Here is a 23199-nt window from a genome sequence, read left to right as displayed (position 1 = left end):
GGCATGCTCCTCGTCCTGCTCGTCCTGGCGCTCAGCCGGCGAGCGGGGTGTCGTACAGGTCGTAGCTGCGGGCCTCGTGGTACCGCGTGAGCACCTCGTCCAGCAGGTGTTCCTCCCAGCCGGCGGGCAGCTTGGGCAGCGGGCGGCCGAGCCGTTTGGCGAGCCGGGTGAGGGCGACGGTCGGCCACACCGGGGAGGCGAGGAAGTCCGTCGAGGCGGCGTGCGGACCGGCCTGACCGCCCGCGTCCTGGCCGGTGCCCTGGTTGCGCCACACGCCCAGGCAGGCCGCCGCCGCCAGCAGCAGCGCGTAGCGGTCCGCGCCCGCGTAGGCGCGCGGGCTGGCCAGCACCGTGCGGTCCTTGGCGGGCATGGCCGCGCACTCCTCCTGCAGCCCGCGCAGCTCCGCCTCCACCTCTCCGGCCAGCGCCACCAGCGCCTCGCCGTACTCGCCGGTGCGGGCTCCGGGGCCGTCCCGGCTGTCGTCGGCCAGTTCGTCGGCTGCTCCCGCCAGCGAGCACGCCAGCCCGTCCGCCGTGGCCACCAGCTCCAGCCGCGCGGGGTCCAGCGGCGGCAGCGGGTCGCGGATCCGGAACAGCCCGTCGGGAGCGGGCGGGCCCGTGAACCACGCGGCGCGGGCCAGCCGCGGCAGCTGCGGGATGATCGTCGCCTGGCAGGCCGCGGTGCCCGCGTGCCCGAGGCTGATCATCGGCAGGTCCCGTACGTGCTTCTGGAAGGCGCCGTACTCTCCGCCGCGCACATAGAAGTTGGCACCCAGTACGACGGACAGGTCGTAGGTGGTCTCCGTCAGCAGCTTGGGCAGCAGATACTTGACGGCCGCCGCGTACACGCTCGTCTCGGCGGGCAGCAGATGCACGGCGCGGGTGGCCGCCAGCGCCAGACAGTCGCAGATCAGCAGATCGATGAAGGCGCCGACGAGTGTGGCGCGGGCGTGCGGGATCTCCAGCACCGAGCGGTTGTACAGCTGCCGGTTCAGCGCGAAGCTCACGGCGGTGCGCAGCGCGGTGTCGCCCCCGCCCAGGATCATCGACGGTACGACGCTGCGGGTGATCTGGAAGGAGCGCAGCGCCAGTTCCACACCGTCGCCCAGTTCGCCGACGAGCGCGTCACCGGCCACCGGGCAGTCGGTGAACTCGACGCCCGCGTTCTGGCAGCCGCGCACCCCGACGGTCGCATAGCGCGGCAGATACCGCAGCCGGCCCGCCGGGAGCCGGTCCTTGTCCACCAGCAGCACCGAGTGGCTGCGGCTGCCCGCCGCCTCGTCGGTACGGCTGAAGAGGACGAGCGCCTCGGCACGGACGACGTTGTTGATGACCTGTTTGACACCGTCGAGCCGGAAGCCGCCGTCGGCGGTGGGGGTGGCGCGGAACTCGTTGCGTACGAAGTCGTTGCCGTGCGCCAGCTCGTGGTAGGCGATGGCCAGCCGGCCGCCGCCCAGCAGCAGTTCGGCCACCCGGCGCCGCTGCTCGCGGGTCCCGGCCGCCCATACGGCGACGGCGGCGAGGAAAGAGGTGGCGCCGTAGCCCAGCCCCAGACTGGCGTCCCTGCGGAAGACGGCGCGCAGCACCCGGCCCATGGTGTCGACCCGCTCCAGCCTGCCGCCCCACTCGCGGGGCACGAACTCGGCGTTCAGCTGGAAGTCGGTCAGCACGTCCTCCGCCTCGGCGAGCAGTTCGCCGCGCTCGTCGGCGGCCAGCAGCGCGGTGATGCCCAGCGGGTTGTCCGGGTCTGCCGGATCGCCGAAGCGGCGCTCCAGGTCGGCGATCCGGTACTGGATGCGGAGCTCTTCTTCGGCACCGGTGCCCCCGGTGCCCTCGGTCGGCGTCAGCATGGCGGTCCCTCCGCTGTGCGGCACGGGAGCAAGGAGAACAGCTCCCCCACCGCGTACTGTGCGGCCATCCGTTCCAGCAGCCGCTCGTACAGCGGCTCCCGCGCCTCCTCCTCCACCCCCCAGGGCCGCGGCAGCGGCCCGGTACTGCCGGGTACAGCCTCCTCCAGACCGCTCGAGAGCCGGTCCAGCACCGCATGGAGCCACAGCGGCGACACCGCCCCTCCCGCCCCGCCCGCTGCGTTGTACCGCCACAGCCCCAGCGCGCAGGCCGCGGCGAAGCAGGCGCTGTAGCCGCGCGCCAGATCGAAACTCTCCACGGGCGCCCCGCCGGGCAGCAGCCGGGCCGCGCCCATCCGCGCGTGCAGCTCGCGGCAGGCCACCGTGAGGGTGCCGGCCGCGCGGGCCGCGGGGAGCAGCCGCACATCCCCGGCAGCCGCCCGCTCCAGGGCCGCCGCACTCGCCGGCAGGGACGCCATCAGCGCGCTGCCGTGCCGGGCCAGCAGACTCAGCCGGTCGGGCCGCAGGTCCGGCAGCGAGCGGGTGAGGGAGAAGGTGTCGGCCTCCCAGCCGACCGCGCCGTCCGGTGCCGCGAACCGGCGCGCCAGTGTGCGGAACTGGGCGGTGAGCGCGTAGAGGTTCACCATCGTGTTGCCGTCGAAGATGCCCACGATGCGGTGGTCGCGCTCCAGCTTCTGGAAGCGTCCGTGCGCGTGGTGGTCGCTGAGGAAGGCGCGGGCCCCCAGCACCCCGCGCAGCCGCAGCAGCGTCCGGTCCACCATGGTGGGCACCAGGTACTTGGCGACGGCGGAGGTGACACTCAGCTCGCCCGGCAGCGTGTGGATGCTGCGCGCCGCGACCGTGCTGAGCGCCTCGGCTGCCAGCAGATCGGCGTAGCACTCGGACAGCGTCCGCCGCACCTGCGGCAGCTCCAGCATCCGGCGCCCGTACAGCTCCCGTTCGGCGGCGAATCCGTGGGCGAGCCGCAGCCCGTGGTCGGCGGCGCCCAGGGAGAGGGCCGTACACAGCGAGCGGGTGATCTGCAGCGCCTTCAGCACGGTTTCGGGGCCCTCGCCCTCCCGGCCCACCAGACGGTCGCGGCCGACCGGTGCCCCCTGGAAGGCGATGCCGCTGATGTCGGCGCCGCGGATGCCCAAGGTGGGCACCTTGGGCAGGGTGCGGTACGTACCGGGCGGCAGCTCCGCCTTGTCGACGAGCAGCAGACTGAAGCCGCGCGGGCCCCCCTCGGGCGCCGTGCGGGCCAGCAGGCAGACGAGGCGGCCACGGGTGGCGTTGTTGATGAGCCACTTCTCGCCGGTGATGCGGTAGCCGTCCGGTACCCGCTCGGCGACGACCTCGCCGGCCATCAGATCGCTGCCGTGCGCCCGTTCGGTCAGCCCCAGCGAGACGGGCTCCCCGGCGCGCACCAGATCGGCCAGCCGCGCCGCGCCCGCGCCCTGTTCGGCGACCCAGATGCACACGGCGCCCAGGAAGGTCTTCCCGTGCCCCACAGCGGTCGTCAGGTCCCGCCGGGCGAGGGTGCGCACCAGCTCCAGCAACTGCGGCAGCCCGGTGAGCGTGCCGCCGTACTGGGCGGGCACGTAGTAGTGCTGGACGCCGAGTTCGTCGAGCGCGGCGCAGGCGGCCGAGGGGAACCGCTCGGCGGCGTCCTCGCGGGCGGCGTCGGCGTAGCCGAGCGGACCCGCGTCGTCGTCGGGGTCACCGAGCCAGGCGTCCAGGCGTTCGGCGAGCGACCAACGTGCCGTGGGCGCTGCGACCGGCCCGGACGCCGCGCGTGCTCCGGCCGCCTCCGGCCCGCGCTGCGGGGCGCGCCGTCCGCGCAGCACCGTCATCCTCGCTCCCGGGCGCCACGGCGGCTGCCGGCTCGCGCGTCGGCCCCGGCCTCGACGAGCTTGCGCACCTCGGGCGCGACCACCTCGTGCAAGGGCTGGATCTGCCCTTCCAGGAACATCTGCCGCATCGCGCGGCGCTGCAGCTTGCCGCTGGTGGTCCTGCGTACGGTGCCGGGTCGCACCAGCAGCACGTTCTCGGCTGCGACCTCGAACTCCCGGGCCACGCACTGCTGCACGTCCGCCGCCAGCGACGCCAGCTGCGTGTCGTAGTTGCGGCTGGTGCGCACCTCCTGGACGACGACCACATGGTCGCGGTCCGACTCCACCGAGAACGCCGCGCTGGAGCCGAACAGCGCGCTCACCTGCTGCACGCTGCGCTCGATGTCCTGCGGGTACAGATTGCGCCCGGCGACGATCATGATGTCCTTGAGCCGTCCGGTGACGAACAGCTCCCCGCCGTCCAGCACCCCCAGGTCCCCGGTGCGCAGGAAGCCGTCGGTGCCGTCGGCCATGGTGGCGCAGAAGGACTGCGCGTTGTCCAGCGGCCGGTTCCAGTAGCCGTGCGCCACGCTGTCCCCGCGCACCCACACCTCGCCGACCCGGCCGTGCGGCAGTCGCGCATGGCTCTCCGGGTCCACGATCCGCACCTCGCAGCCGCGCGGGATGCCGGAGCTGACCAGTGTGCGGCTCGGTCTGCCCGATCTCGCCTCCCCCACGGTGTGCCGCTCCAGATCGGCGGCGTCGACGGTGCGCTCCAGCGCCGGCGCTCCCGGGGTCCCGCCGGAGACCAGCAGGGTGGCTTCGGCCAGCCCGTAGCAGGGGTAGAACGCCGAGCGGCGGAACCCGGCGGGGGCGAACCGCTCGGCGAACGCGTCCATCGTCTCCGCACGCACCGGCTCGGCGCCGTTGACGGCCGTCGTCCAGCGGGAGAGGTCGAGTCCGGCCAGTTGCTCGTCGGTGACGCGGCGCACACACAGGTCGTAGCCGAGGTTGGGGCCGCCGCCCGTGGTGATGCCGTAGGCGTCGATCATGCGCAGCCAGCTGACCGGGCGCTTGACGAAGCTGATCGGCGGCATCAGCACGCCCCTGCCACCGAGCCACAGCGGGTGCAGCAGATGACCCGCCAGTCCCATGTCGTGGTGGAACGGCAGCCAGCCGCCGACCACCGAGTCCGCCGTCGTCCGCATTCCCTGCCGGACGGCCTCCTGGTTGGCGAGCATGTTGCGGTGCGTCACCATGACGCCCTTGGGCTCGCTGACCGACCCGGAGGTGTACTGAAGGTAGGCCACATCGGCCGGATAGAGCCCCGGCTCGTGCCACTCCGGCTCGCCGTCGTTGACCGCCGTACGGTCGGTCGCCAGGCAGACGACGTCGGAGTGGCCGATGGTGGCCAGCAGTTGGGAGACGGCGGAGGCGTTCGCACAGTCCGTCATCACATAACTGACTGCGGCGTCCTTGATGATGTTCGCGACGCGCTCCACGTTCTGCCGTGCGCCGCTGGGCGGCGGCGCCGGAACAGCCACGGCACCGGCGAACAGGCAGCCCAGGAAGCTGGTGACGAACTGCGCCCCGTCGGTGTGCAGGATCAGTACCCGCTGTCCGTGACAGCCGCGCTCCTGGAGCCAGGCGGCCAGGCGCAAGGAGCGCGTCCCCAGGTCGCCGTAGCTGAGGGAGTCGGCGTCGAGCCGGCCGTCGCGGCCCACCCGGACGAACTGGTAGGCGGTCGCGTCGGGTCGCTCGTGGATTCTCCGCAGTGCGAGTTCCGTGAAGTTCTCGGGCACAGCCATCATCGCCCCCATAGCCCCGTTGGCGACCCGCCCGACGGGCGGGCCGTTGCAGACGACCGCGAACGCGTCATCTATGGCCAGAGCTTGACTCGAAGCTCTCGAACTCTCCTTTATTCACCGTGGACCGCGCCGGATCGTCCTCCGTCACAGTGAAGTGCGGCACCACCCAGAGCAGTCCGTAGGTGGAAAGCGCCCTCCACACCACCGCCAATGCCTTGCGCCACACAGTGCCCTCCCGGGGTAGCCGACTGGGCCCCCAGCGTGAGCGGCCCCACTCGCGGACGGCTCTAGAGCACCGGCTGCCCACCGAGACGCAGGGCCGCGTCGATCAGCGGAACATGGCTGAAGGCCTGGGGGAAGTTGCCGACCTGCCGCTGCCGCGCCGTGTCCCACTCCTCGGCGAGGAGACCCACGTCGTTGCGGAGGGCCAGCAGACGCTCGAACAGCCGGCGGCCCTCCGCTGGGCGCCCGATGAGGGCGAGATCGTGCGCCAGCCAGAAGGAGCAGGCGAGGAAGACACCCTCCCCACCGGGCAGCCCGTCCCCGGCGGGGAGCCCGGTGCCGTCGAAGAGGCCGTCCCCCTCGTCGGCGACGGGATAGCGCCGTACGAACCCGTCCTCGCACAGCTCCCGCTGCACCGCCTCCACCGTGCCGATGACGCGCGGGTCGTCCGGTGGCAGAAAGCCCACCTGCGGTATCAGCAGCAGTGACGCGTCCAGTTCCCGGGAACCGTAGGACTGTGTGAAGGTGTTGCGGTCCGCGTCGTACCCCTTGGCGCACACCTCTCGGTGCACCTCGTCCCGCAGGGCGCGCCACCGGGAGACCGGGCCGTCCAGGCCCAGCCGCGACAGCCGCCGCACCGTACGGTCGGCGGCCACCCACGTCATCACCTTGGAGTGGGTGAAGTGCCGGCGCGGCCCCCGGACCTCCCAGATGCCCTCGTCCGGCTCCTGCCAGTTGGCCTCCAGATGGTTCATCAGCTTCATCTGGAGGATGTGGGTGCTGTCGTCGCGGACATCGGGCGTCAGCCCGGAGGTCTGACCGAGCCACAGCGCGTCCACGACTTCCCCGTACACGTCCAGCTGCAGCTGATCGGCGGCCCCGTTGCCGATCCGCACCGGCCGCGAGCCCTCGTACCCGGGCAGCCAGCCCAGTTCCGACTCGGCCAGCTCCCGCTCACCGGCGACCCCGTACATGATCTGGAGGTTCTGCGCGTCACCGGCCACCGCCCGCAGCAGCCACTCGCGCCAGCGCCGGGCCTCCTCCCGGTAACCGGTGCGCAGCAGCGCGCCCAGTGTGATCGCGGCGTCCCGCAGCCAGGTGTAGCGGTAGTCCCAGTTGCGTACCCCGCCGAGCTCCTCGGGCAGCGATGTGGTGGGCGCGGCGACAATGCCGCCCGTAGGCGCGTAGGTGAGGGCCTTGAGGGTGATCAGGGAACGGACGACGGCCTCCCGCCAGCGCCCGGTGTAGCTGCACTGAGCGATCCAGTCGGCCCAGAACCGCTCGGTGTCGCACAGCAGTCGGTGCGCGTCGGGCCGCGGCGGCGCGGCCAGGTGCGAGGGCTGCCAGCTGAGGGCGAGCGTCACCCGCCGGCCCGCGGTGACGGTGAAGTCGGCGTGCGTGGTCAGGTCGCTGCCGTACGTCTCGGCCTCGGTGTCCAGCCACAGCGAGTCGGGCCCCGCGACGGCGACGGTGCGGTCGGCGAGCCCACCCGCGCACCGTCCGCCCTCCCGCCGCACCCATGGCACCACCCGGCCGTAGCTGAACCGCATCCGCAGCGCCGAACTCATCCGCACCCGCCCGGTCACGCCCTCCACGATCCGCACCAGACACGGCGCGGCGTGCCTGCGCGGCGGCATGAAGTCGATCACCCGTACGGTGCCCTCGGGCGTGTCCCACTCGGACTCCAGAACGAGCGAGTCCCCCCGGTACCGGCGCCGCGCCGCCGCCGTCCGCCCCGGGCCGCGGGCAGTGGGAGCCAGCCGCCAGAACCCGTGGTCGTCGGTGCCCAGGAGACCCGCGAAGACGGCCGGCGAGTCGAAGCGCGGCAGACACAGCCAGTCCACCGAGCCGTCCCTGGCGACCAGCGCGGCCGTCTGCATGTCCCCGATCAGCGCGTAGTCCTCGATCAGCGTCGCCACCCGGCCTCCCCGAAACCGCCGTAGGGCCCACCACGGCTTCGACCAGCACAAGTGCCGCCCATGGAGCCTCACTAGAAGCCCGCTGGTGCGGGCCGGCGGGGCGGAGGGCGATCAGTCGGAGAGCAGCCGGCCTCAGCGCAGGCCCAGACAGGGCAGCCAGGTCCGACTGCCCCCCGTCGCGGTCAGCATGGCGGCAAGCACGCCGGTTGCCCCCGACAGCAGCCCGTACCGCTCATCGGCGAGCATGGCCAACTCCTCCTCGTGCGAGGCCAGGTGAGCCAGCAGCCGGGCCCGTAGCCCGGTTGCGGCGGGCAACCGGCCGTGCCGGTGCAGCGCGTCGGCGACCAGAAGTACGCCCCCGGCCCCATGGCACAGGCCGAGCCGATCGCCGATGTGGTCACCGAAGAGGTGGTAGCCCTCGTGGAAGCCCTCGGCCAGCGAGGTGAAGGCCGACGCCGCCCAGGCAGCGGCCACCCCGTCCCCCAGCACATCCGCCGCCTCCCACATCGCCCAGGAGACGCCGGGGGTGCCGTAGCACCAGCCTTGGCGCGCATTGGTGCCGGGCAGCCGAGGAGCACCGTCGGAGCCGCAGCCGTTCCAGGTGCGGATGTCCCGCGCATCGTCGAAGGACTCACCGGCCAGCCAGTGGCAGGTGTGGCTGAGCGCGGCGGTCAGTTCGGGGCGCGGACCCAGCCGCCGTACGGCCGCGCTGAGTGCGGCGGTGACTCCCGCGACGCCGTGCCCCATACCGGTGTTGATGCGCCCGTCCAGCCAGCCCAGCAGCGGATGACCGGGGTAGCGGGTGCGCAGCCCGGCCAGTTGCAGGTCGTCGCAGAGGGCGGCGAGATGCTCGGCGTACGCGGACAGCCCGGCCTCGACGGGACCGCCGTTGCTGCCGCGCCCACGCGCGACGCCCGGTCCGCCTCCGCCCGGTCGCTGTCCGCCGGGCCCGGGACCGGGACCGTACGGGCCGGGTCCGCCCGGGAGCCCCTTCCCGAATCCCTTCGGGGCGCGCCTGGTGTCGTCGATTCCGTCCGCCGTACTGCGGGTGTCGGCCACCGCGCCGCGTGCGCCACCCGCACCCGGCAGGTCCGCGATCAACGCGAGCAGCACACCGGAGGGGCCGAGCATCAGGTCGTAGTCGGGGAAGGTGACGGCCCCGTACCGCACCCGGCCGCTGACGGAACGGTCCAACAGCCGGTCCCGCAGCCGGTCGGCGACCGGATGCAGTGCGGGATGCAGTACGGCGCACTGCCGCAGCCCCACCAGCGTCCCGGCGAGTCCGCCGTCGTACAGCCCACGGTGGCCGGGGCCGCGCCCCGCCCTGCGGGCCCACACGGCAGCGGCGCGGCCGGCGACCGTCGCCGCCTCGGCGTCCCCCGCCGCCGCCACCAGCCGCGCCAGAACGGGAATCCCGGGGTCACCGGGGTACTCGGGCGGGGACCCGTGCGGGTCGTCGGGGGGCGTACCCGGGGAGGGGTCGGAGGAGGTTTCGGGGGAGATGTCGGGCGGGCGCTGCACCGCGGCCCGTCTGGCGCGATCGGTCCACCGGTCGAGCGCGGTCAGGGCGAGGCGCAGGGCCACCGTCCGGGTTCCGTTCTCGGTGAGAGCCGGCTGGTACATGGTCGTCCTCCCTTTCTTGCTCTCTTGTCTTCCTCTTATCGGGGGTGCGGCGTCCGCCCCGGCTCCGTGCCGCCGCCGGAGGCAAGCGGTACGCCGGGGAGGCTGATCGCTGCCCCGCACCAGGCGGCGGCCGCACGTTCGGCGAGTTCTTCGGCTGTACGGTCGCGCGGCAGCCGGAGCAGCAATTGGGCGGCCACACCCTGCCGTTCAGCCGCGGTCGGCGCGGGCAGCGCCTCCTCGAACACCAGATCCGTGCCGGGCTCGGCCTGACACAGCCGCTCCAGTGCTTGGAGCGCCGGCAGCGCGGCGAGGTCCACAGGCAGCGGCTTGGCGCCCGGACGCGTACGGGCATAGCCGAACCGGGGCAACCCGGTCGACCGCCGCAGCCCGGCGAGCGCCGCCACCTTCACGGGTTCGGGATCCGTCGACCGCCACAGCGCCGCGCGCGGCACCCGCCACTGCGCGGGGCTCACGATGAGCAGTCCACCGACCGTCAGCCGCGGCACCCGCGCCGCTTCGGGGAAAGCCCCGGCGAGCCCGTCCAGCCGCACCATCCGCGCGGTGGCCGGATGTCCAGCGGCGGTCAGCAACCGCAGCAGCCTGTCGTACGGCGGCGCGGGGGTGCGGGTGGCATGGTGCACGGGGAGAAGCCGCACGCCGCCGGCCTCCGCGACGAGGGCGCGGCCTTCAGCGGTGTCCGTGACGCGCAGGGTGACGCTGTCGAGAGGCAGATGCCGGACAGGCGGGAGCGGCGTGGACCTGCTGTGCCGGTCGGCGTCACCAGGAACGCTCTCCCGCGAGCGCCCGTAGTACAGCGGTGTGTTGGGATCACCTGTGCACCAGCTCGTGGTGATCGGACGGCGTACGGCGTTGGCCGCCCCCTCGGCCAGCGGTGGCACCAGAAGCTCCACGAACCGCACTCCGGTCCGGCGTTCGAACGCGGCGAGGAAGTCCCGGTGCGCGGCGGGGTTCGGATATCCGCCGTACGGCTCGTGCAGTTCACCCAGCGCTTCGGCGAAACGCGCGTCCAGCACCCCGGCGGGCGACGCGGACTCCAGCACCGCCAAGGCTCCGCACCCGGCAGGAGCGGGAACCGTCGGCCGCAGCAGGCAATCGACGGGCCAGGCCTCCAGCAGCGGCGACACCCGGGGCGCCCCCAGCCCGTCCAGCAGCGTGGCGTCCAGGTCGACGCACTCCGCGTCCAGCCGCGCACCGATGTACGCCACCAGCCGGGCGTACCCGGAACCGGGCGTACGCACCGGCCGCCACCCCTCGTAGCGGGCCCGCGGCACAGGTTTCGCCGCCGCCGCGTCGTACTCGTGGTCGTACTCGTGATGGTGCGCGTCCAGCAGCCGTACGACGGAGACGGGTTCGGCACCGAGCGAGGCCGCCTCCGCCGGCTCCTTCCACCCGTTGCCCTCCTGGCCCCCGTCCGCCGCACACAGGGCCGCGACCCGCCGCGCCAGCGCCAGCCCCTCGGCCACGGCGGCCACACCCTGCCCACCGACCAGCGGGCGCGTCGCCTTCCCCCGGGCGCCGGGCGCCGCCGACGGCCCGAGCATGCGGTAGGAATCGAGGAACGAGCCCCGCGCGCTACGCGCCGATGCGCCAGTGCCCGCGCCGGAGCTGCCGAGTGGCAGGCGCTCCCCCGTAGCCGGTGGCGGCGTCCAGGAGAGGCGGCGGACCTCGGGCACGGCGCAGATCTGCAGAACCCCCAGACAGTGCAGCTGGGAGAGAAAAGCGCGCAGCACCGGGCGGGACGACGGCGGCCCCAGGCCCGCCTCCAGCGCACCCACGGTGCGGGGCGTCGAACCGAGGAGTTCCAGGACGGCTTCCAGCACCGGAGTGCGGCGCAGCGTGAGGCGCCGCAGCCGCCCACCGCCTTCCGGCCATGGATCGACGACGCAGAAGTGCAGATCGCCCGTACCGGGTACGCCCGTGGCCCGTACGCCCGTGGCGTGGTACAGCGGAGCGGGCGCGAGCAGCGTCTGCGGGCCGACGGCGGACAGATCCAGCTCGCGCAGCCGGGACCACAACAGATGCACATTCTCCGTCCGCCGCGCGGCGACATCACCCCCGACCGGCCGTGGCTGCGGCAGCAGTGGCCCGTCGTCGGCCCCGGCGCACACGGGAAGAGCCGCCAGTTGACCGGCCCAGCCGCGCGGAGTGGTCTTCGCCGCGGCCCGCCCCAGCGCGCGCCACAGATAGCCGACGCCCTTGCGCTGCCGCTTGTCCTGCCAGGGCACGCCCGCCGCAGCACGCCGCTCCAGGTCCGCCACGGCACGCGGTGCGGCGTCCTCGACGAAACCGCGCAGCGCGGGATCGGTACGCGCCAGCTCCAGCAGCGCCAGGCTCACCCGCTCCCGCTCGGCGGCGACCGCGCGTTCGAACGCGCCGAACGAGGCCCGGAGCTCCCCGGCGTCGTCGCCGAGCTCCCGCAGCTCCCGTGCGAGGTACGGATCGAGCACGGCGACGGCCTCGGTGGCGGCATCAGGGGCCTCCGGGGCTTCCGATGCGGTTTCCCGGGTGTCCGGGGCCTCCGGGGCCTCCGGGGCGCCCGACGCGGATCCCGGGGCAGTTCCCGCGGTTTCCGGAATGGTTGCGGCGGATTCCGGAACGGTTGCGGCGGTTACGGGAGCCACGTCCGGGAGGTCACCCGCGTACAGGCGGCGACGCAGCGCCAGCACCGCGCGTCGGCCGGTGGTCGTCAGCCGGTCGTCGGGCACGATCTCGTTCCCGAGTCGCACGCTCAACGCGCGGGCCCGCGAAACGGTCCGCGCCTGCCGCTCGGCCAGTTCGTCGGCCCAGGCGAACACTTCAGGACTCCCCGCTCCGCACCAGGCGTCGACCGGCATCCCTGCGAGCCGCAGCAGAGCAGTCGACCCGAGCGGTATCCCCGCGCCGAAGGGGTCCGGAGAGCCGGGACGGGAGGGGGAGCCGAAACGTTCCGACGGTGCGCGGGGCGGCGGCGCGCCGCCCCCGCACCGGGTGGCGGCGTCAGGGCCCGGACGGCGTGGCCTCATGCGGGACACCCCCCTCGGTCGCCAGCGCATGGGTCAGCAGCTTCTGGCGGGGCAGGGACAGTCGGCCCCGATTCCAGTGGAAGACGGTGAAGTACGCCGCAGCCGTGCGCGGCCCGACCGTCGCCTCACCACCCTCGAAGTACCCCTTCCGCCAGCGGACGGCGGCCTGGCGAACGGCCTGGGCGTGCCGCACCAGCGCCGGGCGGCGCTCCTCGGGGAAGGCGAGCAGCGCCTCCTCGCGTGGTGCCCGCCAGAACGCGGCGATGCCGGCGGCGGCCTGCTCCCGAGCCGCACGATCGGTACCCCCCGCAGCCCCCAGTCCGCGTCCCGCCTCCCGGCTCAAGGTGTGCCACACCCCGCGGTGCTCCCAGCCGACGATGCCCAGCCCGGTGAAGAGTTCCCGCAGCAGCAGGAGCGAGTGCCGCCAGGCCGCCAACTGGCCCGCACGGCCGGGATGCCGGACATGGTGGTCCAGCCAGGCGAAGGAATCGAGGGTGAAGAGGTCGTGCACGTACGCCATCGACGCCGGGCCGCCGAAGAGATAGTGCTCGGGCTCGTAGACCACGCACACCGGCCGCGTCCGCGCCCCCTCGCACCGGGCGAACCGGCGCAGCAGCGAGGCGCGCAACTGCGTGGCGCCGTCGCCGTCCGGCTCGGGGGCCTGAAAGCGCACCCGGATTCCCGGGTCCTTGTGCATGAAGAAGAAATTGCGCGCCCGTTCGGCGCCGAGGAATTCCCGTGCGACGACACCCAGTTCCGCGCAGAATTCCGTACGCGCCCGCTCTTCCGATTCCACAGCCAGATTGACCTGCGCCCATGGCGCCTCGGCGCCCGCGTCCCGGGCGGCGGCCAGCCCGGCGGCAAAACCCACCGACAGCGCCGCCCGGCCACGCAACCGCATTTCACGGAGCCGTTCCGCTACGGCGGACCAGGCATACGGCGGACGCAGCAAATACCAAGCATCGGGCAATTCTCGCCCCCTTCGCCGGTGATTACGCTGCCCGCAATCACGTCATGAAGGGGACTTGCCCGCCCTCCCGATCAACCAACAACCGAGCCGCATTCTTCATATGACCGGCAGTTGTGCGCCGGTGCACTCGGGCCTGCCCGGCGAACCTCGCGTACCCGGCACCGACGCCGCGCCTCGCCCGGAGGGTGCACGGGGAAAGGGCGCACGGGGAAGCCCCACGGGCGAAGGGGAGCACGGGCGGAGGTGGGCATGGGCGAAGGGCACGGGCGAAGGGCACGGGCGAAGGGGCACGGGCAAGCTGCTGTGCACCGGCAGCTCAGGGGTGCATCCGCGCGCCTTTGAGAACCTTGTCCACCGCGTTGCGCGGCCCGTGGACGGCGATCCCCACCAGGTCGAGCTGGTCGGTGCCCACCGCCCGTACGGCCGCCCGGTTGTCCCGGTCGTTGCCCGTCCTGAACAGGTCCGAGGTGAACACGGCCCTCGGCAGCGAGCGGGACAGCGCACGACGGTGCGCCGTGGTCAGCGTCTCCTTCGTCCCCTGGAAAACCAGCACCGGCTGGCGGAACATCGGCAGATACGCGGTGCCGTCGGCATCCTCGTACGGCTCGCCGATCACCTCGGGCGACATCGTACCGAGCCCGCTGACGAGGAAGGCGGTCACATTCAGCCGTTGCCAGGGCTCCAGGTCGTCGCGCAGCAGTACGGCGATCTTCGTGTCGAAACGAACGGGAAAATTCTGCACCGCCGCACCGGCCGCGACCCCGGCTTCATCCATCTTTCTCATGCTCTGAGACTGCAGGCTGCGAGCCTGCGCCGTCTTGTACGTTCTTTGCATGGCGTACCAGCAGGAGATCTCTGCCTGGCGCCCGTCGGTCCCGGGCGTCAGGGAGGTCTTCCATGCCCACTACACCGAGCACACGTACCCCATGCACGTCCACGACGCCTGGACCCTGCTGATCGTCGACGACGGAGCGGTCCGCTACGACCTGGACCGCCATGAGCGCGGCACCCCGAACGACACCGTCAGCCTGCTGCCGCCGCAGATCCCGCACAACGGCTCTCCGGTCACCGCTCGCGGCTTTCGCAAGCGTGTGCTCTACCTCGACATGACGCAGCTGGACGCCGGCCTCATCGGGCCGGCGGTCGACGGTCCGGACCTCACGGATCCCCTGCTGCGCCGACGCGTCGGGCAGCTGCACACCTCCCTTGCCTACCGGGGAGACGAACTGGAGGCCGAGAGTCGTCTTGCCCTCATCAGCCAGCGCCTGCGCGAGCACTTGCGCCCCCGAGCGATCATCGACAGCGCCGTGCCGGACCGCGGTGTCGCCCACGACCTGCGCGACCTCCTCGACGAGCGCTTCCGCGAAGGCACCACCCTGGAAGAGGCCGCGCGTCTGCTCCACGCCCACCCCGCGCACCTCGTCCGTGCCTTCAGCGCCGCGTTCGGCATCCCGCCCCACCAGTATGTGACGTCCCGCCGCGTCGACCTGGCCCGCCGGCTGCTGCTCGACGGGCAGCCACCGGGCGAGGTGGCAACCGCGGCCGGCTTCTACGACCAGTCACACCTCACCCGGCACTTCAAGCGAGTACTGGGCATCGCTCCGGGCCGCTACGCCCGTACCGGCCCCCTGGGCTGAGCGACGCCGGCACCGGCGAGCGCGCTCTTGCCGGGAGCCGCCAGGGCGGCTGCCCTCTCACGGGCGGTGGCGGCGAGGGCCGCCTGCCCCAGCTGGTCGGCGAGACGGGCCTGACCGAGCCAGTTGTAGGGGCTGGTGGGGCGCAGGTTGAGACGCTCACTCAGCAGGGTGCGGGCCAGCTCCCACCGTTGTCCGCGCAGCGCCGCCTCGACCAGTGTGCGCTGCACCGCGTCCCGCTGCGCATGGCTGCCACCGAACGTCTGCAACCGCCCGCGCAGCGGCAGCAGCAGCTCGACGGTCTCCGGGTAGCGTCCCCGGGCGAAGGCGATCAGTGCCCGGCACACCGGCAGCCCGACCTCGGCCGTCATCGTGTGATTGCTGACGCCGGGATGTGGACGCGCCGCCCACTCCGTACGGTCGGCCACCAGCTCCTCCGCCTCCCGCATCCGCCCGGCACCGAGGTAGGCCATGACGGCGTGGGTGTCGTTGAAGGCGTAGTGCGGACCGTTGTCACGTGCCGCCCAGGCATCGGCGAGCGCGCCCCAGCGCTCACCGACCAACTGCTGGGCGTCCTCGGCCGTTTCGGCGTCCACATAGAACCGCCACAGCAGCGCTGCCGCGTCCAGCAGTTCGAGCGCCAGCCCCGAGGACGACGCGGGGTCGAGCGTGGCGTCGTAGATCTCCAGCACCCGGTCCGTATCGCCCGCCTCCAACGCATAGAGGGCGTAGTGCCACCAGTTGTGCACCGCCATCATGTTGTTGGCGCCCCAGTCCCTCCGCCGTGCGTCGAGGTAGCGGATACCGTCCGCGAAGCGGCCCTGCATCTCGAAGGCGTGCACAACGGCGTGGATGCCCCACACGTCGCGGGGCTGCCGCTCCACGGCGGACATCGCCACCTGCTCGGCCCGGGCGTAATCGCCCGACTCCTCCAGGCCGAAACCGAACATGCCCAGCAGCGGCCCGTAGTGCGGATCCTCCTCGTCCCAGGCCGTCAACGCCCCGGCGATCCGATCGCGCAGCGAGTCGGCGTTCCCCGTGAAGAAATCGATCTGGTGCCCCACCGCCAGCGCCAAGGTGTCTCGCGGCCAGCCGACATTGATCTCGCGCAGCATCGCACCGGCCCGCTCGATGTCCCCGCCGAGCCAGACGGACGCCGCACGCAGATGCGCGCGCTCGCGCTCGGTGAAGGCAGTGTGATCCGCCTCGGCACGGAAGCGTGCGAACTCCTCGCCCGCCGCGACCGCCTGTGTCCGCTCCGTACCCAGCAGCCCCAGATACGCGGCGAACGCCTGCCCCAACGGCGCCCCCGGCGCCACCCTGCGCATCGCCCCCACCGATTCGGCGACATCACCCCGGAAGAAGAGCAGCGAATCGACCGCGCTCTCGTACCACGCCGCAGCCTCCTCACCCCCGTCTCCACCGCCGAGCCCACTCATCTCCAGCCCGTGCCGATCCCTCCGCCGACGGCCACCCGGCCTTCCCCCGCCCGTCTCACCCGCAGCACTTTCGCCGAAAGCGGCGCCGCCCCTCCGTGGAGCACCGCCGACGCCCACAGCGCGCCCACTCCCGGTGCTCTCCCCTGGAACATCTACCGTGCCACCGTCGCGCTCCTCCTTTGCGTGCTCGTGCTCTCTCGCAACCGCCCCGCCCGGTGCGCTCTCACCCCCCGACGACGCGGTATCACTCGGTGCGGCGACCGGGCCGACCGGTGCCGTTACGGGGACCCGTCCCTCCGTTCCGTTTGCCGCGTCCTCCACGCCCGGTGCGCTGCCCATTGCCGCTCCTCCCGCCGACGCCAGTGCCACCGCCGACCGGGGTGGCCTTCCCACGCGGCATACCCCGCGCCTGCTGCGAGGCCTCATGCTGCCCGGGTGGAGGGCTAGGCAGCCAGTGAGCGGGGCGGGTCAGCGTGTCGGGGACAGCGGTGGCGGCGTCACCGCGCGCGGCATTCACTTGCGCCTGGGTCACAAAGAGCGAGTCCGACAGATCGGCGCCCCGCAGATCCGCGTCACGCAGGTCGGCGCCGAGGAGATCGGCCCGGCGCAGATCGGCCCCGCGCAGGTCCGCAGCGATCAGTAGCGCCCCCCGCAGGCTGGCCCCGCGCAGCCGCTCGCCCCGCAGCCGAGCTCCCATCAGGTCGGCCCGCCGCAGATCCCGTCCACCCAGACCGTCCCGCACCTGGTGACTGACCTGCTCCAACACCACCCCCACCCGCGCCCGCCACGCGTCCACATCCACATTGCGCAGCACCTCCGCGTCCCCTTCGACGAGCGCGTCGATCTCCGCGATCAGCGAGGGGGCCTCCTCGCCGTGCCCGATGGCTTCGGCCTCCGTCAGCAGCCACAGCAACTCGTGCAGCTGCCGCGTCACCCGGAAGACGGCGAACATCTCCGGTCCCGGCGTCAGCCCGTCCCGGCCGGTCACCCGCTGTCCGGCGCCGAAGCAGTCGAAGACCGCGCAGCCGGTGAAGCCGCTCTCCCGCAACCGCGCATGGATCGAGCACCGGTTGTCGGTGGTCAGGTTTCCGCATCGCTTCCCGCCCGGCTTGTCGACGGCGAAGTCGGCCGACGCCGTGAACGGCAGCGCCACACAGCACAGCCCCGCGCAGTTCGCGCAGTCGGCCCGCAACCGTTCCGCACTCCCCCGCCCTGTCATCTCACTCACCCATCCAACCTAACCTGCCCAGAACCACCCACTGTCCTGCGACGATGCCGGACCTGTACCTGTACCGCCGCCACCCGCCGTGCCCCACGCGCCGGCCCGGGCGCCGGGCGAGCACCGAGTGGCGGGCAGGGCCGGACGAGCACCGGGTGACGGGCAGGCGCCGGGCGAGCACCGGGTGACGGGCAGGCGCCGGGCGAGCACCGGGTGGCGGGCAGGCGCCGGGCGGCGGCCCCAGGCGGCAGGCAAGCGCCGGGTGGCGGGCGGCGGACGGGCAGCCAGCGGGCAGAGGGCGCCGGTCACCCGCAATACCCCGCCATCGGAGCCCCCTCCCGGTGAGGCCCCGGAGCCCTCCGAGAGGGAAGGCTTCAGGGGCGCGCCCCCGCTGGGAGAGCTGGCGGAACGGGCGGCGGCTCCAAGAGCTGTCAGGCGCGCGCGTCCGGTCTTCCGGCCGGCCCTCTCAACAGCCGGTACGCGGGGACGACGCTCGCCACCAGGCCCAGTACCAGGCAGCCGCCCACAGCACCTATCACCCAGGGCCAGGCGATCACCGCCTCCACCGGAACGCCCAGGCTCTCGCGTAGCCCATGGACCATTCCCGTCAGCGCGGGTATGACCACAGCCATCCCCAGCACGGCCCCCAGCGCGACAGCACAGACGGTTTCCCCCGCGACCGCCCGTAGCGCCTGTCCGCAGGTGGCCCCCGAGAGCCGTAGGATCCGCAGGTCTCCGGCTCGGTCAGCGGTGGCCGTCAGCAAAGTGGAGGCGACGGCTATGGCGGTGTATCCCGCCGTCATGGCCACCAGCATCAGGGTGAAGATCCACACCAGGCGGTCCTCTTCGGCCTCGGCCGAAGAGGCGTAGCTCCCCACCGAGACCTCGTGCGCCCTCAGCACACTGCCGAGCTGCGGCAACGCGTCCTCACCAGTGCGGTAGGCGACATCCGCGAGAGCCGACGGGTCGTGCTCGCGCACCACCGCACGTGGGAGTACCAGCTGATACGGCACTTCCTCGTCGCCCAGCACCGCCGCCACCCGTAGCCGCTCCTTACGACCGTCCTCGAAGGTGACCACCGCGCTGCGCCCCGACCGCCATCCATGTGCGGCCGCGACGGACTCGGCCATCAAGACGCTTCCGGCCCTTGGCGCGGGGTGACCGTAGAGCTGGGGGAAGCCCTCACCGACCCCCACCGCCGTCAGCGCAGACTGCCCGCGTCCGCCATACACAGTGGTGGACAGCATCGCGTTCCGCGTCAGGCCGGCTTCCTCCGTCGCGGCATCGCTGAGGCCGGGGGTACCGGTGGGCGCCAGTGCGGTGCGCGCCTGCACGGCAGCAGCCTGCCGGTCGGTGTCCGCGGTCTCCGTCGTCTGCACCGTGCTGGTGATGAGCACAGCGAACGTCACGGTGGCCAACACCGGAGCGACAGTCGCCGAGGTGCGACGCACCGCTGTCCGCATGTTCTCCCGCACAAGCAGAGCTGTCGCTCCCGGCCGACGGGCCAGCGGGCGGGTGAGCGCTCCGACAACGGGTCGCACCAGCGCCGGTATGAGCAGGGTGAGCCCCGCGGTCAGACCTGTTGCCGTGCCCAAACCGAGCAGCACCATGGTGTCGCTGTCGGCCAATGCCGTTCCCACCGCGCAGGCCAGTCCGAGGGCGGTCACCACCAGCCCAGCCACCCAACGCCTGCGGGTCATGGGTTGTTCGTCGACAGCCGCCTCCCGCATCGACTCCATCGGCGCCACTTTCGCAGCGCGCCGGGAGGCCGACCATGCTCCCGCCAGCGCGACAGCGACCCCCAGCACCAACGCTGCGCACGGCACCCACCAGCGGGACCGCACCGCGAAGCCCTCCGGTTGCAATCCGGCGTCCACCAGGACCCCGGCCACCGAGGGGGCGAGAGCCGACCCCGCGATCGCCCCCAGGGCGGCTCCGAGCACTCCTACGGTCATCGCCTCGGCACAAACCGTGCGGCGCACCTGCTTCGGCGTGGCTCCGATGGTGCGCAACAACCCGAACTCACGGCGTCGCTGCGCCACGGTGAACGCGAACGTCGAGGAGACGATGAAGACGGTCACGAAGGCCGAGAGTGCAGCCATGGCGGTGAGCACCTGTCCACCGATCCACCGGGTCATCTCGTCCTGTTGGGGCGCCAGGGCGTCGCGGCTCTCTCCGGTGAGGACTTCGCCTCCGCCGTCCGCTCGGATCACCACTCGCTCGGCGGCAGCTGCGATCTGCGCGACCGGCGTACCGCTCTCCAGGGCGAGCCCGATGACGCGGACCCCTCCGGCGAGGGCCTCCGCACGCGCGTCGGTGACGAAGTAGCCGGGCCCGTCCAGCGTGCCGGACACGGTGAAGCGGTGAGGGCCGTCAGCAGTGAGGACCGTCACCCGTTCCCCGGGCTGGTGTCCGTAGGACCGGGCGAGAGCGATGTCGTCGCGTCGTGTGGGAGGTCGCCCGTCGTGGAGGCCGTAGGAGGCCAGGGCGGCCGAGGACCAGCCGTGGCCCTGCCGCTCCCCCTTCTTCTGCTCGATACCCGGCAGTTGCGCGTAGAAGGAACGGTCGGCGACGGCAGCCCGCACCCCGGGGAGGTCGGCCAACTGCCTTCGCAGTTGCTCGGCGTGGCCCGGCTCCCAGGGACGCGGCTCAGCGAACTGGCCGCCCGTCTGCTCACCCGTCGGCGCCCGCACCAACACGGGGGCACCGGCCAGCCGCTCGGGCACCCCGGTGCCGCCGGACAGCAACATCAAGGCGCTCATCGTCACGACCGTGACGCCGAGCGCCACGGCAACGAACGATCCCAGGAACGCCGACCAGCGCTCCCGTACGGTCGCCAAGCTGATCACGGCCGCACCGCCCCTCGCCCTTCGACGGCGGAGCCGGAAGCCGGATACGGCCCAGCGGTCCCGGCCGTCGACTCCTCCAGCCCGGCCATCCGGGCCGCGATCGCCTCCGCCCCGTCACTGCCGGGCAGTTCGCTGACGGGCAGGCCGTCGGCGAGAAGCACTACCCGGTCCGCATAGGCGGCGGCTGCGGGATCGTGGGTGACCATGACGATCGTCTGCTCGTGAACGTCCACCAGCTCGCGTAGCAGCCGAAGAACCCCGCGTGAGGTATGGGTGTCGAGCGCGCCCGTCGGTTCGTCGGCGAAAAGCACCGCTGGGCGGGTGATCACGGCGCGGGCCAGAGCCACCCGCTGCTGTTGGCCTCCGGACAGCTCGCTGGGCCGGTGCCCGGCGCGCCCGCCGAGCCCGAACCGCTCCAGAGCCGCCACCACTTCTCCCGGCCGGGCGCGCCGCCCGGCGAGCCGCAGCGGCAACTCGACGTTCTGGGCGGCCGTCAGCGCCGAGACGAGATTGAAGGACTGGAAGACGAAACCGATGCGCTCGCGGCGCAGCACCGTCAAAGCGTCCTCGCTCAAGTCACCCAGCGCCACGCCGTCGACCAGCACGCTTCCCCTGGTCGGCCGCTCCATACCTGCCGCGCAGTGCAGCAACGTGGACTTGCCGGAGCCGGACGGGCCCATGACGGCGGTCATCGTGCCGCGCACGAATCGGAGGGAGACGCCGCGCAGCGCGGTGACGGCTCGTTCCCCTTCTCCGTACCGCTTCTCCACCCCGCGCAGTTCCACGGGTGTCGGCTCTGCGGGTGTCGGCGGGCCGGGGCGTTCGGCAAGATGCTCGGCCGCCGGCTCGTTGGCCTGCGGCGTGGTCTGTTCCGTGGTCATGGCTCAAGGGAACGCCGCGGGATGCCCCGAACACAGCAGTGCCTGGGCGAGTATCAGGACTACACCTGGCACTACTGCCCTGGCCCGCGCCGCCCGGCTACGGTCGTTTGGTGATCTCACGAACCGTCCTGGAAGCTCTCGGCCGTGCGCCGCTACGGTTTCCACTCACCGCCTGGCCATGGCGCTCGCTGGCCTATCTGCTGTCCGGCGGCGGGCTGGCGGCCGCGGTGTATCTGACCGTCGCGGCCGTCCTGGCCGCGCCGTTCGGAAGAACGGCGGGAGTACTGTGCTCAGTGCTGGCCATAGCGTTCGGTGCCGCGCTTGCCGGACCGCTGGAACGGTGGCGGCTCGGCTTGGTGGAGCCCGAGGCCCCGCTCCCGCCCAGGGACCGGAGAACCTATGGGTACGGTGCCGTCTCCGTGTTGGCCGTGGCGTGGGCCGACCTGGCGGTAGCGCTGGTTTCGGTCGGCATACCCGGCGTGCTGCTGCTCTCTCCGCTCCAGCCGACCGCGACGAGTTGGGAGAAGGTCGCAGGTCCGATAGCCGGTGCGATGCTGTTGATCGTCGCGACCTACCCGATAGGTGCATGGGCGGGAGTCCGTGGGGCGGTCACGCGTTCGGTGCTGGCTCCCGAGGAGAGCGAACTGCGGGAAGTCGTCCGCTCCCGGGCCCGGCTGGTGGACGCCTTCGAGACCGAGCGGCGCCGCATCGAGCGCGATCTGCACGACGGGGCCCAGCAGCGGCTGGTGGCGCTCAACGTTCGGTTGGGGCTGGCCGCGTTGGACGTGCCCGCGGGGAGTGTCGCGGCCAAAGAGATCAGTGAAGCGCATGCGCTGGCCAAGGAGGCTCTGGCCGAGTTGCGGGAGCTGATCCGCAATGTGCATCCGCAGGTACTGAGCGAGCGGGGACTGCACGCGGCGGTGCGGGACATAGCGGGTCGCTCGCCCATACCTGTCGATGTGGACATCGAATTGCCGGGCCGTCTGCCGGCAGCTGCGGAGACCACCGCGTTCTTCGTGACATCCGAGGCTTTGGCCAACGTGGCGAAGCACAGTGGGGCGGCGCACTGCCGGGTGAGAGTGCGGGTCAAGAAGGGGGTGCTGGATGTGGAGGTGATGGATGACGGAGTGGGCGGTGCGGATACGGAGGCGGGCTCGGGCCTTACAGGCTTGGCCGACCGGGTCGCGGCAGCCGACGGCAGAATGTTCCTGTCCAGTCCGATGGGTGGGCCCACCCGTGTGAGAGCGGAGATCCCATGCAGACCGAGCGTCCTCTCCGCCTCGTAATAGCTGAGGATGCGGTGTTGCTGCGCGAGGGGATGGTCCAGTTGCTCCAGCGCTTCGGCCATGAGGTGTTGGCGGCGGTGGGCGACGGCGACGCTCTGCTCGCGGCGGTACGGGAGCATCGGCCGGAGCTGGTGGTGGCGGATGTGCGGATGCCGCCCAACTTCACCGACGAGGGCTTGCGTGCGGTGCGCACTCTGCAGATGGAGCAGCCGGGGCTCGCCGTGCTGGTGCTGAGCCAATACGTCGAGCAGACCTTCGCCGAGGAGCTGATGGATCAGGGTGGTCAGCGGGCGGGTATGGGATATCTGCTCAAGGAACGGGTGGGCGATGTCGGCGAGTTCATGGACGCGGTGGCCCGTGTCGCCCGGGGCATCACGGTTGTCGACCCGGATGTGGTGAGTCAGCTCCTCGCCCGCCGTCGTGGTCCTTTGGAACGGCTCACTCCACGGGAGCGCGAGGTGCTGGCGCTGATGGCGGAGGGGCACTCCAACACGGCTATCGCTCGGCGTCTGGTGGTGACGGAAGCGGCCGTCGCCAAACACATCGCGGGGATTCTGCTCAAGCTCGACCTGCCGGCCGACAATCCGGAGGTCAACCGCCGTGTAGTCGCCGTACTGACGTACCTGCGAGGGGAGGACGCATGAGCAT

At 72.4% G+C, this 23199-nt stretch carries 15 protein-coding genes; 3 read left to right on the top strand and 12 right to left on the bottom strand.

Features of this window, described 5'->3' with window-relative positions; translation table 11 throughout:
* Positions 1-31: 31 nt before the first annotated feature.
* The 8 genes from JW613_RS06850 to JW613_RS06815 form a co-directional block, all read right to left on the bottom strand.
* Positions 32-1849 carry an acyl-CoA dehydrogenase family protein gene (locus tag JW613_RS06850; protein ID WP_209209801.1) on the bottom strand — a complete coding sequence of 606 codons (1818 nt, stop codon included), beginning with the start codon at positions 1847-1849 and terminating at the stop codon, positions 32-34.
* Complete coding sequence (locus JW613_RS06845; protein WP_209209800.1) at positions 1843-3699, bottom strand: acyl-CoA dehydrogenase family protein; 1857 nt, start codon at positions 3697-3699, stop codon at positions 1843-1845. Before JW613_RS06845 ends, JW613_RS06850 begins: the two co-directional genes overlap by 7 nt.
* Positions 3696-5486 (bottom strand): fatty acyl-AMP ligase, encoded by a 1791-nt coding sequence (locus JW613_RS06840; protein WP_209209799.1) that lies wholly within the window; start codon positions 5484-5486, stop codon positions 3696-3698. Before JW613_RS06840 ends, JW613_RS06845 begins: the two co-directional genes overlap by 4 nt.
* Before the next feature lie 287 nt (positions 5487-5773).
* On the bottom strand, positions 5774-7627 hold the full coding sequence (locus JW613_RS06835; protein ID WP_209209798.1) for a glycoside hydrolase family 15 protein: 1854 nt from the start codon (positions 7625-7627) through the stop codon (positions 5774-5776).
* A 132-nt stretch (positions 7628-7759) separates the two neighbouring features.
* Positions 7760-9250, bottom strand: coding sequence for a lanthionine synthetase LanC family protein (locus JW613_RS36285; RefSeq protein ID WP_280635105.1), 1491 nt, complete (start codon positions 9248-9250; stop codon positions 7760-7762).
* 35 nt (positions 9251-9285) lie between these two features.
* Positions 9286-12066 carry a lantibiotic dehydratase family protein gene (locus tag JW613_RS36540; RefSeq protein ID WP_209209797.1) on the bottom strand — a complete coding sequence of 927 codons (2781 nt, stop codon included), beginning with the start codon at positions 12064-12066 and terminating at the stop codon, positions 9286-9288.
* A gap of 181 nt (positions 12067-12247) precedes the next feature.
* Positions 12248-13174 carry a thiopeptide-type bacteriocin biosynthesis protein gene (locus JW613_RS06820; protein ID WP_209209796.1) on the bottom strand — a complete coding sequence of 309 codons (927 nt, stop codon included), beginning with the start codon at positions 13172-13174 and terminating at the stop codon, positions 12248-12250.
* Positions 13175-13559: 385 nt separating this feature from the next.
* The gene (locus tag JW613_RS06815) at positions 13560-14027 is read right to left on the bottom strand and encodes a DUF2000 domain-containing protein (RefSeq protein ID WP_245225148.1); all 468 of its coding nucleotides are present in this window, start codon (positions 14025-14027) and stop codon (positions 13560-13562) included.
* Positions 14028-14076: 49 nt separating this feature from the next.
* On the opposite strand from JW613_RS06815, the gene JW613_RS06810 reads away from it, so the two are divergent.
* The gene (locus JW613_RS06810) at positions 14077-14880 is read left to right on the top strand and encodes a helix-turn-helix transcriptional regulator (protein ID WP_209209794.1); all 804 of its coding nucleotides are present in this window, start codon (positions 14077-14079) and stop codon (positions 14878-14880) included.
* Here the strand turns inward: JW613_RS06810 and JW613_RS06805 are convergent.
* The 4 genes from JW613_RS06805 to JW613_RS06790 form a co-directional block, all read right to left on the bottom strand.
* On the bottom strand, positions 14853-16316 hold the full coding sequence (locus tag JW613_RS06805; RefSeq protein WP_209209793.1) for a tetratricopeptide repeat protein: 1464 nt from the start codon (positions 16314-16316) through the stop codon (positions 14853-14855). The two genes, JW613_RS06810 and JW613_RS06805, sit on opposite strands and share 28 nt — an antisense overlap.
* Positions 16317-16560: 244 nt before the next feature.
* The gene (locus tag JW613_RS06800; protein WP_209209994.1) at positions 16561-17535 is read right to left on the bottom strand and encodes a pentapeptide repeat-containing protein; all 975 of its coding nucleotides are present in this window, start codon (positions 17533-17535) and stop codon (positions 16561-16563) included.
* A 431-nt stretch (positions 17536-17966) separates the two neighbouring features.
* On the bottom strand, positions 17967-20384 hold the full coding sequence (locus JW613_RS06795; protein ID WP_209209792.1) for an ABC transporter permease: 2418 nt from the start codon (positions 20382-20384) through the stop codon (positions 17967-17969).
* On the bottom strand, positions 20381-21265 hold the full coding sequence (locus JW613_RS06790) for an ABC transporter ATP-binding protein (RefSeq protein ID WP_209209791.1): 885 nt from the start codon (positions 21263-21265) through the stop codon (positions 20381-20383). Before JW613_RS06790 ends, JW613_RS06795 begins: the two co-directional genes overlap by 4 nt.
* 110 nt (positions 21266-21375) lie before the next feature.
* Between JW613_RS06790 and JW613_RS06785 the strand changes: the two genes are divergently transcribed.
* Together JW613_RS06785 and JW613_RS06780 are read left to right on the top strand one after the other, a co-directional pair.
* A complete protein-coding gene (locus tag JW613_RS06785) occupies positions 21376-22551 on the top strand; it encodes a sensor histidine kinase (protein ID WP_209209790.1) in 1176 nt (391 codons plus the stop codon).
* Entirely contained in the window at positions 22521-23195 is a 675-nt protein-coding gene (locus tag JW613_RS06780) for a response regulator (protein WP_209209789.1), read from the top strand. Before JW613_RS06785 ends, JW613_RS06780 begins: the two co-directional genes overlap by 31 nt.
* Positions 23196-23199 lie beyond the last annotated feature (4 nt).

The organism is Streptomyces smyrnaeus, from assembly GCF_017676345.1.
In the GTDB taxonomy this organism is placed as follows: domain Bacteria; phylum Actinomycetota; class Actinomycetes; order Streptomycetales; family Streptomycetaceae; genus Streptomyces; species Streptomyces smyrnaeus.
This window is presented reverse-complemented; position numbering and strand designations above follow the sequence as displayed.

Excerpts from the sequence above, each read along its gene's own strand:
- JW613_RS06810 (WP_209209794.1), top strand. The coding sequence starts at position 14,077 with ATGGCGTACCAGCAGGAGATCTCTGCCTGGCGCCCGTCGGTCCCGGGC.
- JW613_RS06815 (WP_245225148.1), bottom strand. The coding sequence starts at position 14,027 with ATGAGAAAGATGGATGAAGCCGGGGTCGCGGCCGGTGCGGCGGTGCAG.
- JW613_RS06790 (WP_209209791.1), bottom strand. The coding sequence starts at position 21,265 with ATGACCACGGAACAGACCACGCCGCAGGCCAACGAGCCGGCGGCCGAG.
- JW613_RS06805 (WP_209209793.1), bottom strand. The coding sequence starts at position 16,316 with ATGAGTGGGCTCGGCGGTGGAGACGGGGGTGAGGAGGCTGCGGCGTGG.
- JW613_RS06845 (WP_209209800.1), bottom strand. The coding sequence starts at position 3,699 with ATGACGGTGCTGCGCGGACGGCGCGCCCCGCAGCGCGGGCCGGAGGCG.
- JW613_RS36285 (WP_280635105.1), bottom strand. The coding sequence starts at position 9,250 with ATGTACCAGCCGGCTCTCACCGAGAACGGAACCCGGACGGTGGCCCTG.
- JW613_RS06820 (WP_209209796.1), bottom strand. The coding sequence starts at position 13,174 with ATGCGGTTGCGTGGCCGGGCGGCGCTGTCGGTGGGTTTTGCCGCCGGG.
- JW613_RS06840 (WP_209209799.1), bottom strand. The coding sequence starts at position 5,486 with ATGGCTGTGCCCGAGAACTTCACGGAACTCGCACTGCGGAGAATCCAC.
- JW613_RS06800 (WP_209209994.1), bottom strand. The coding sequence starts at position 17,535 with ATGACAGGGCGGGGGAGTGCGGAACGGTTGCGGGCCGACTGCGCGAAC.
- JW613_RS06850 (WP_209209801.1), bottom strand. The coding sequence starts at position 1,849 with ATGCTGACGCCGACCGAGGGCACCGGGGGCACCGGTGCCGAAGAAGAG.
- JW613_RS06780 (WP_209209789.1), top strand. The coding sequence starts at position 22,521 with ATGCAGACCGAGCGTCCTCTCCGCCTCGTAATAGCTGAGGATGCGGTG.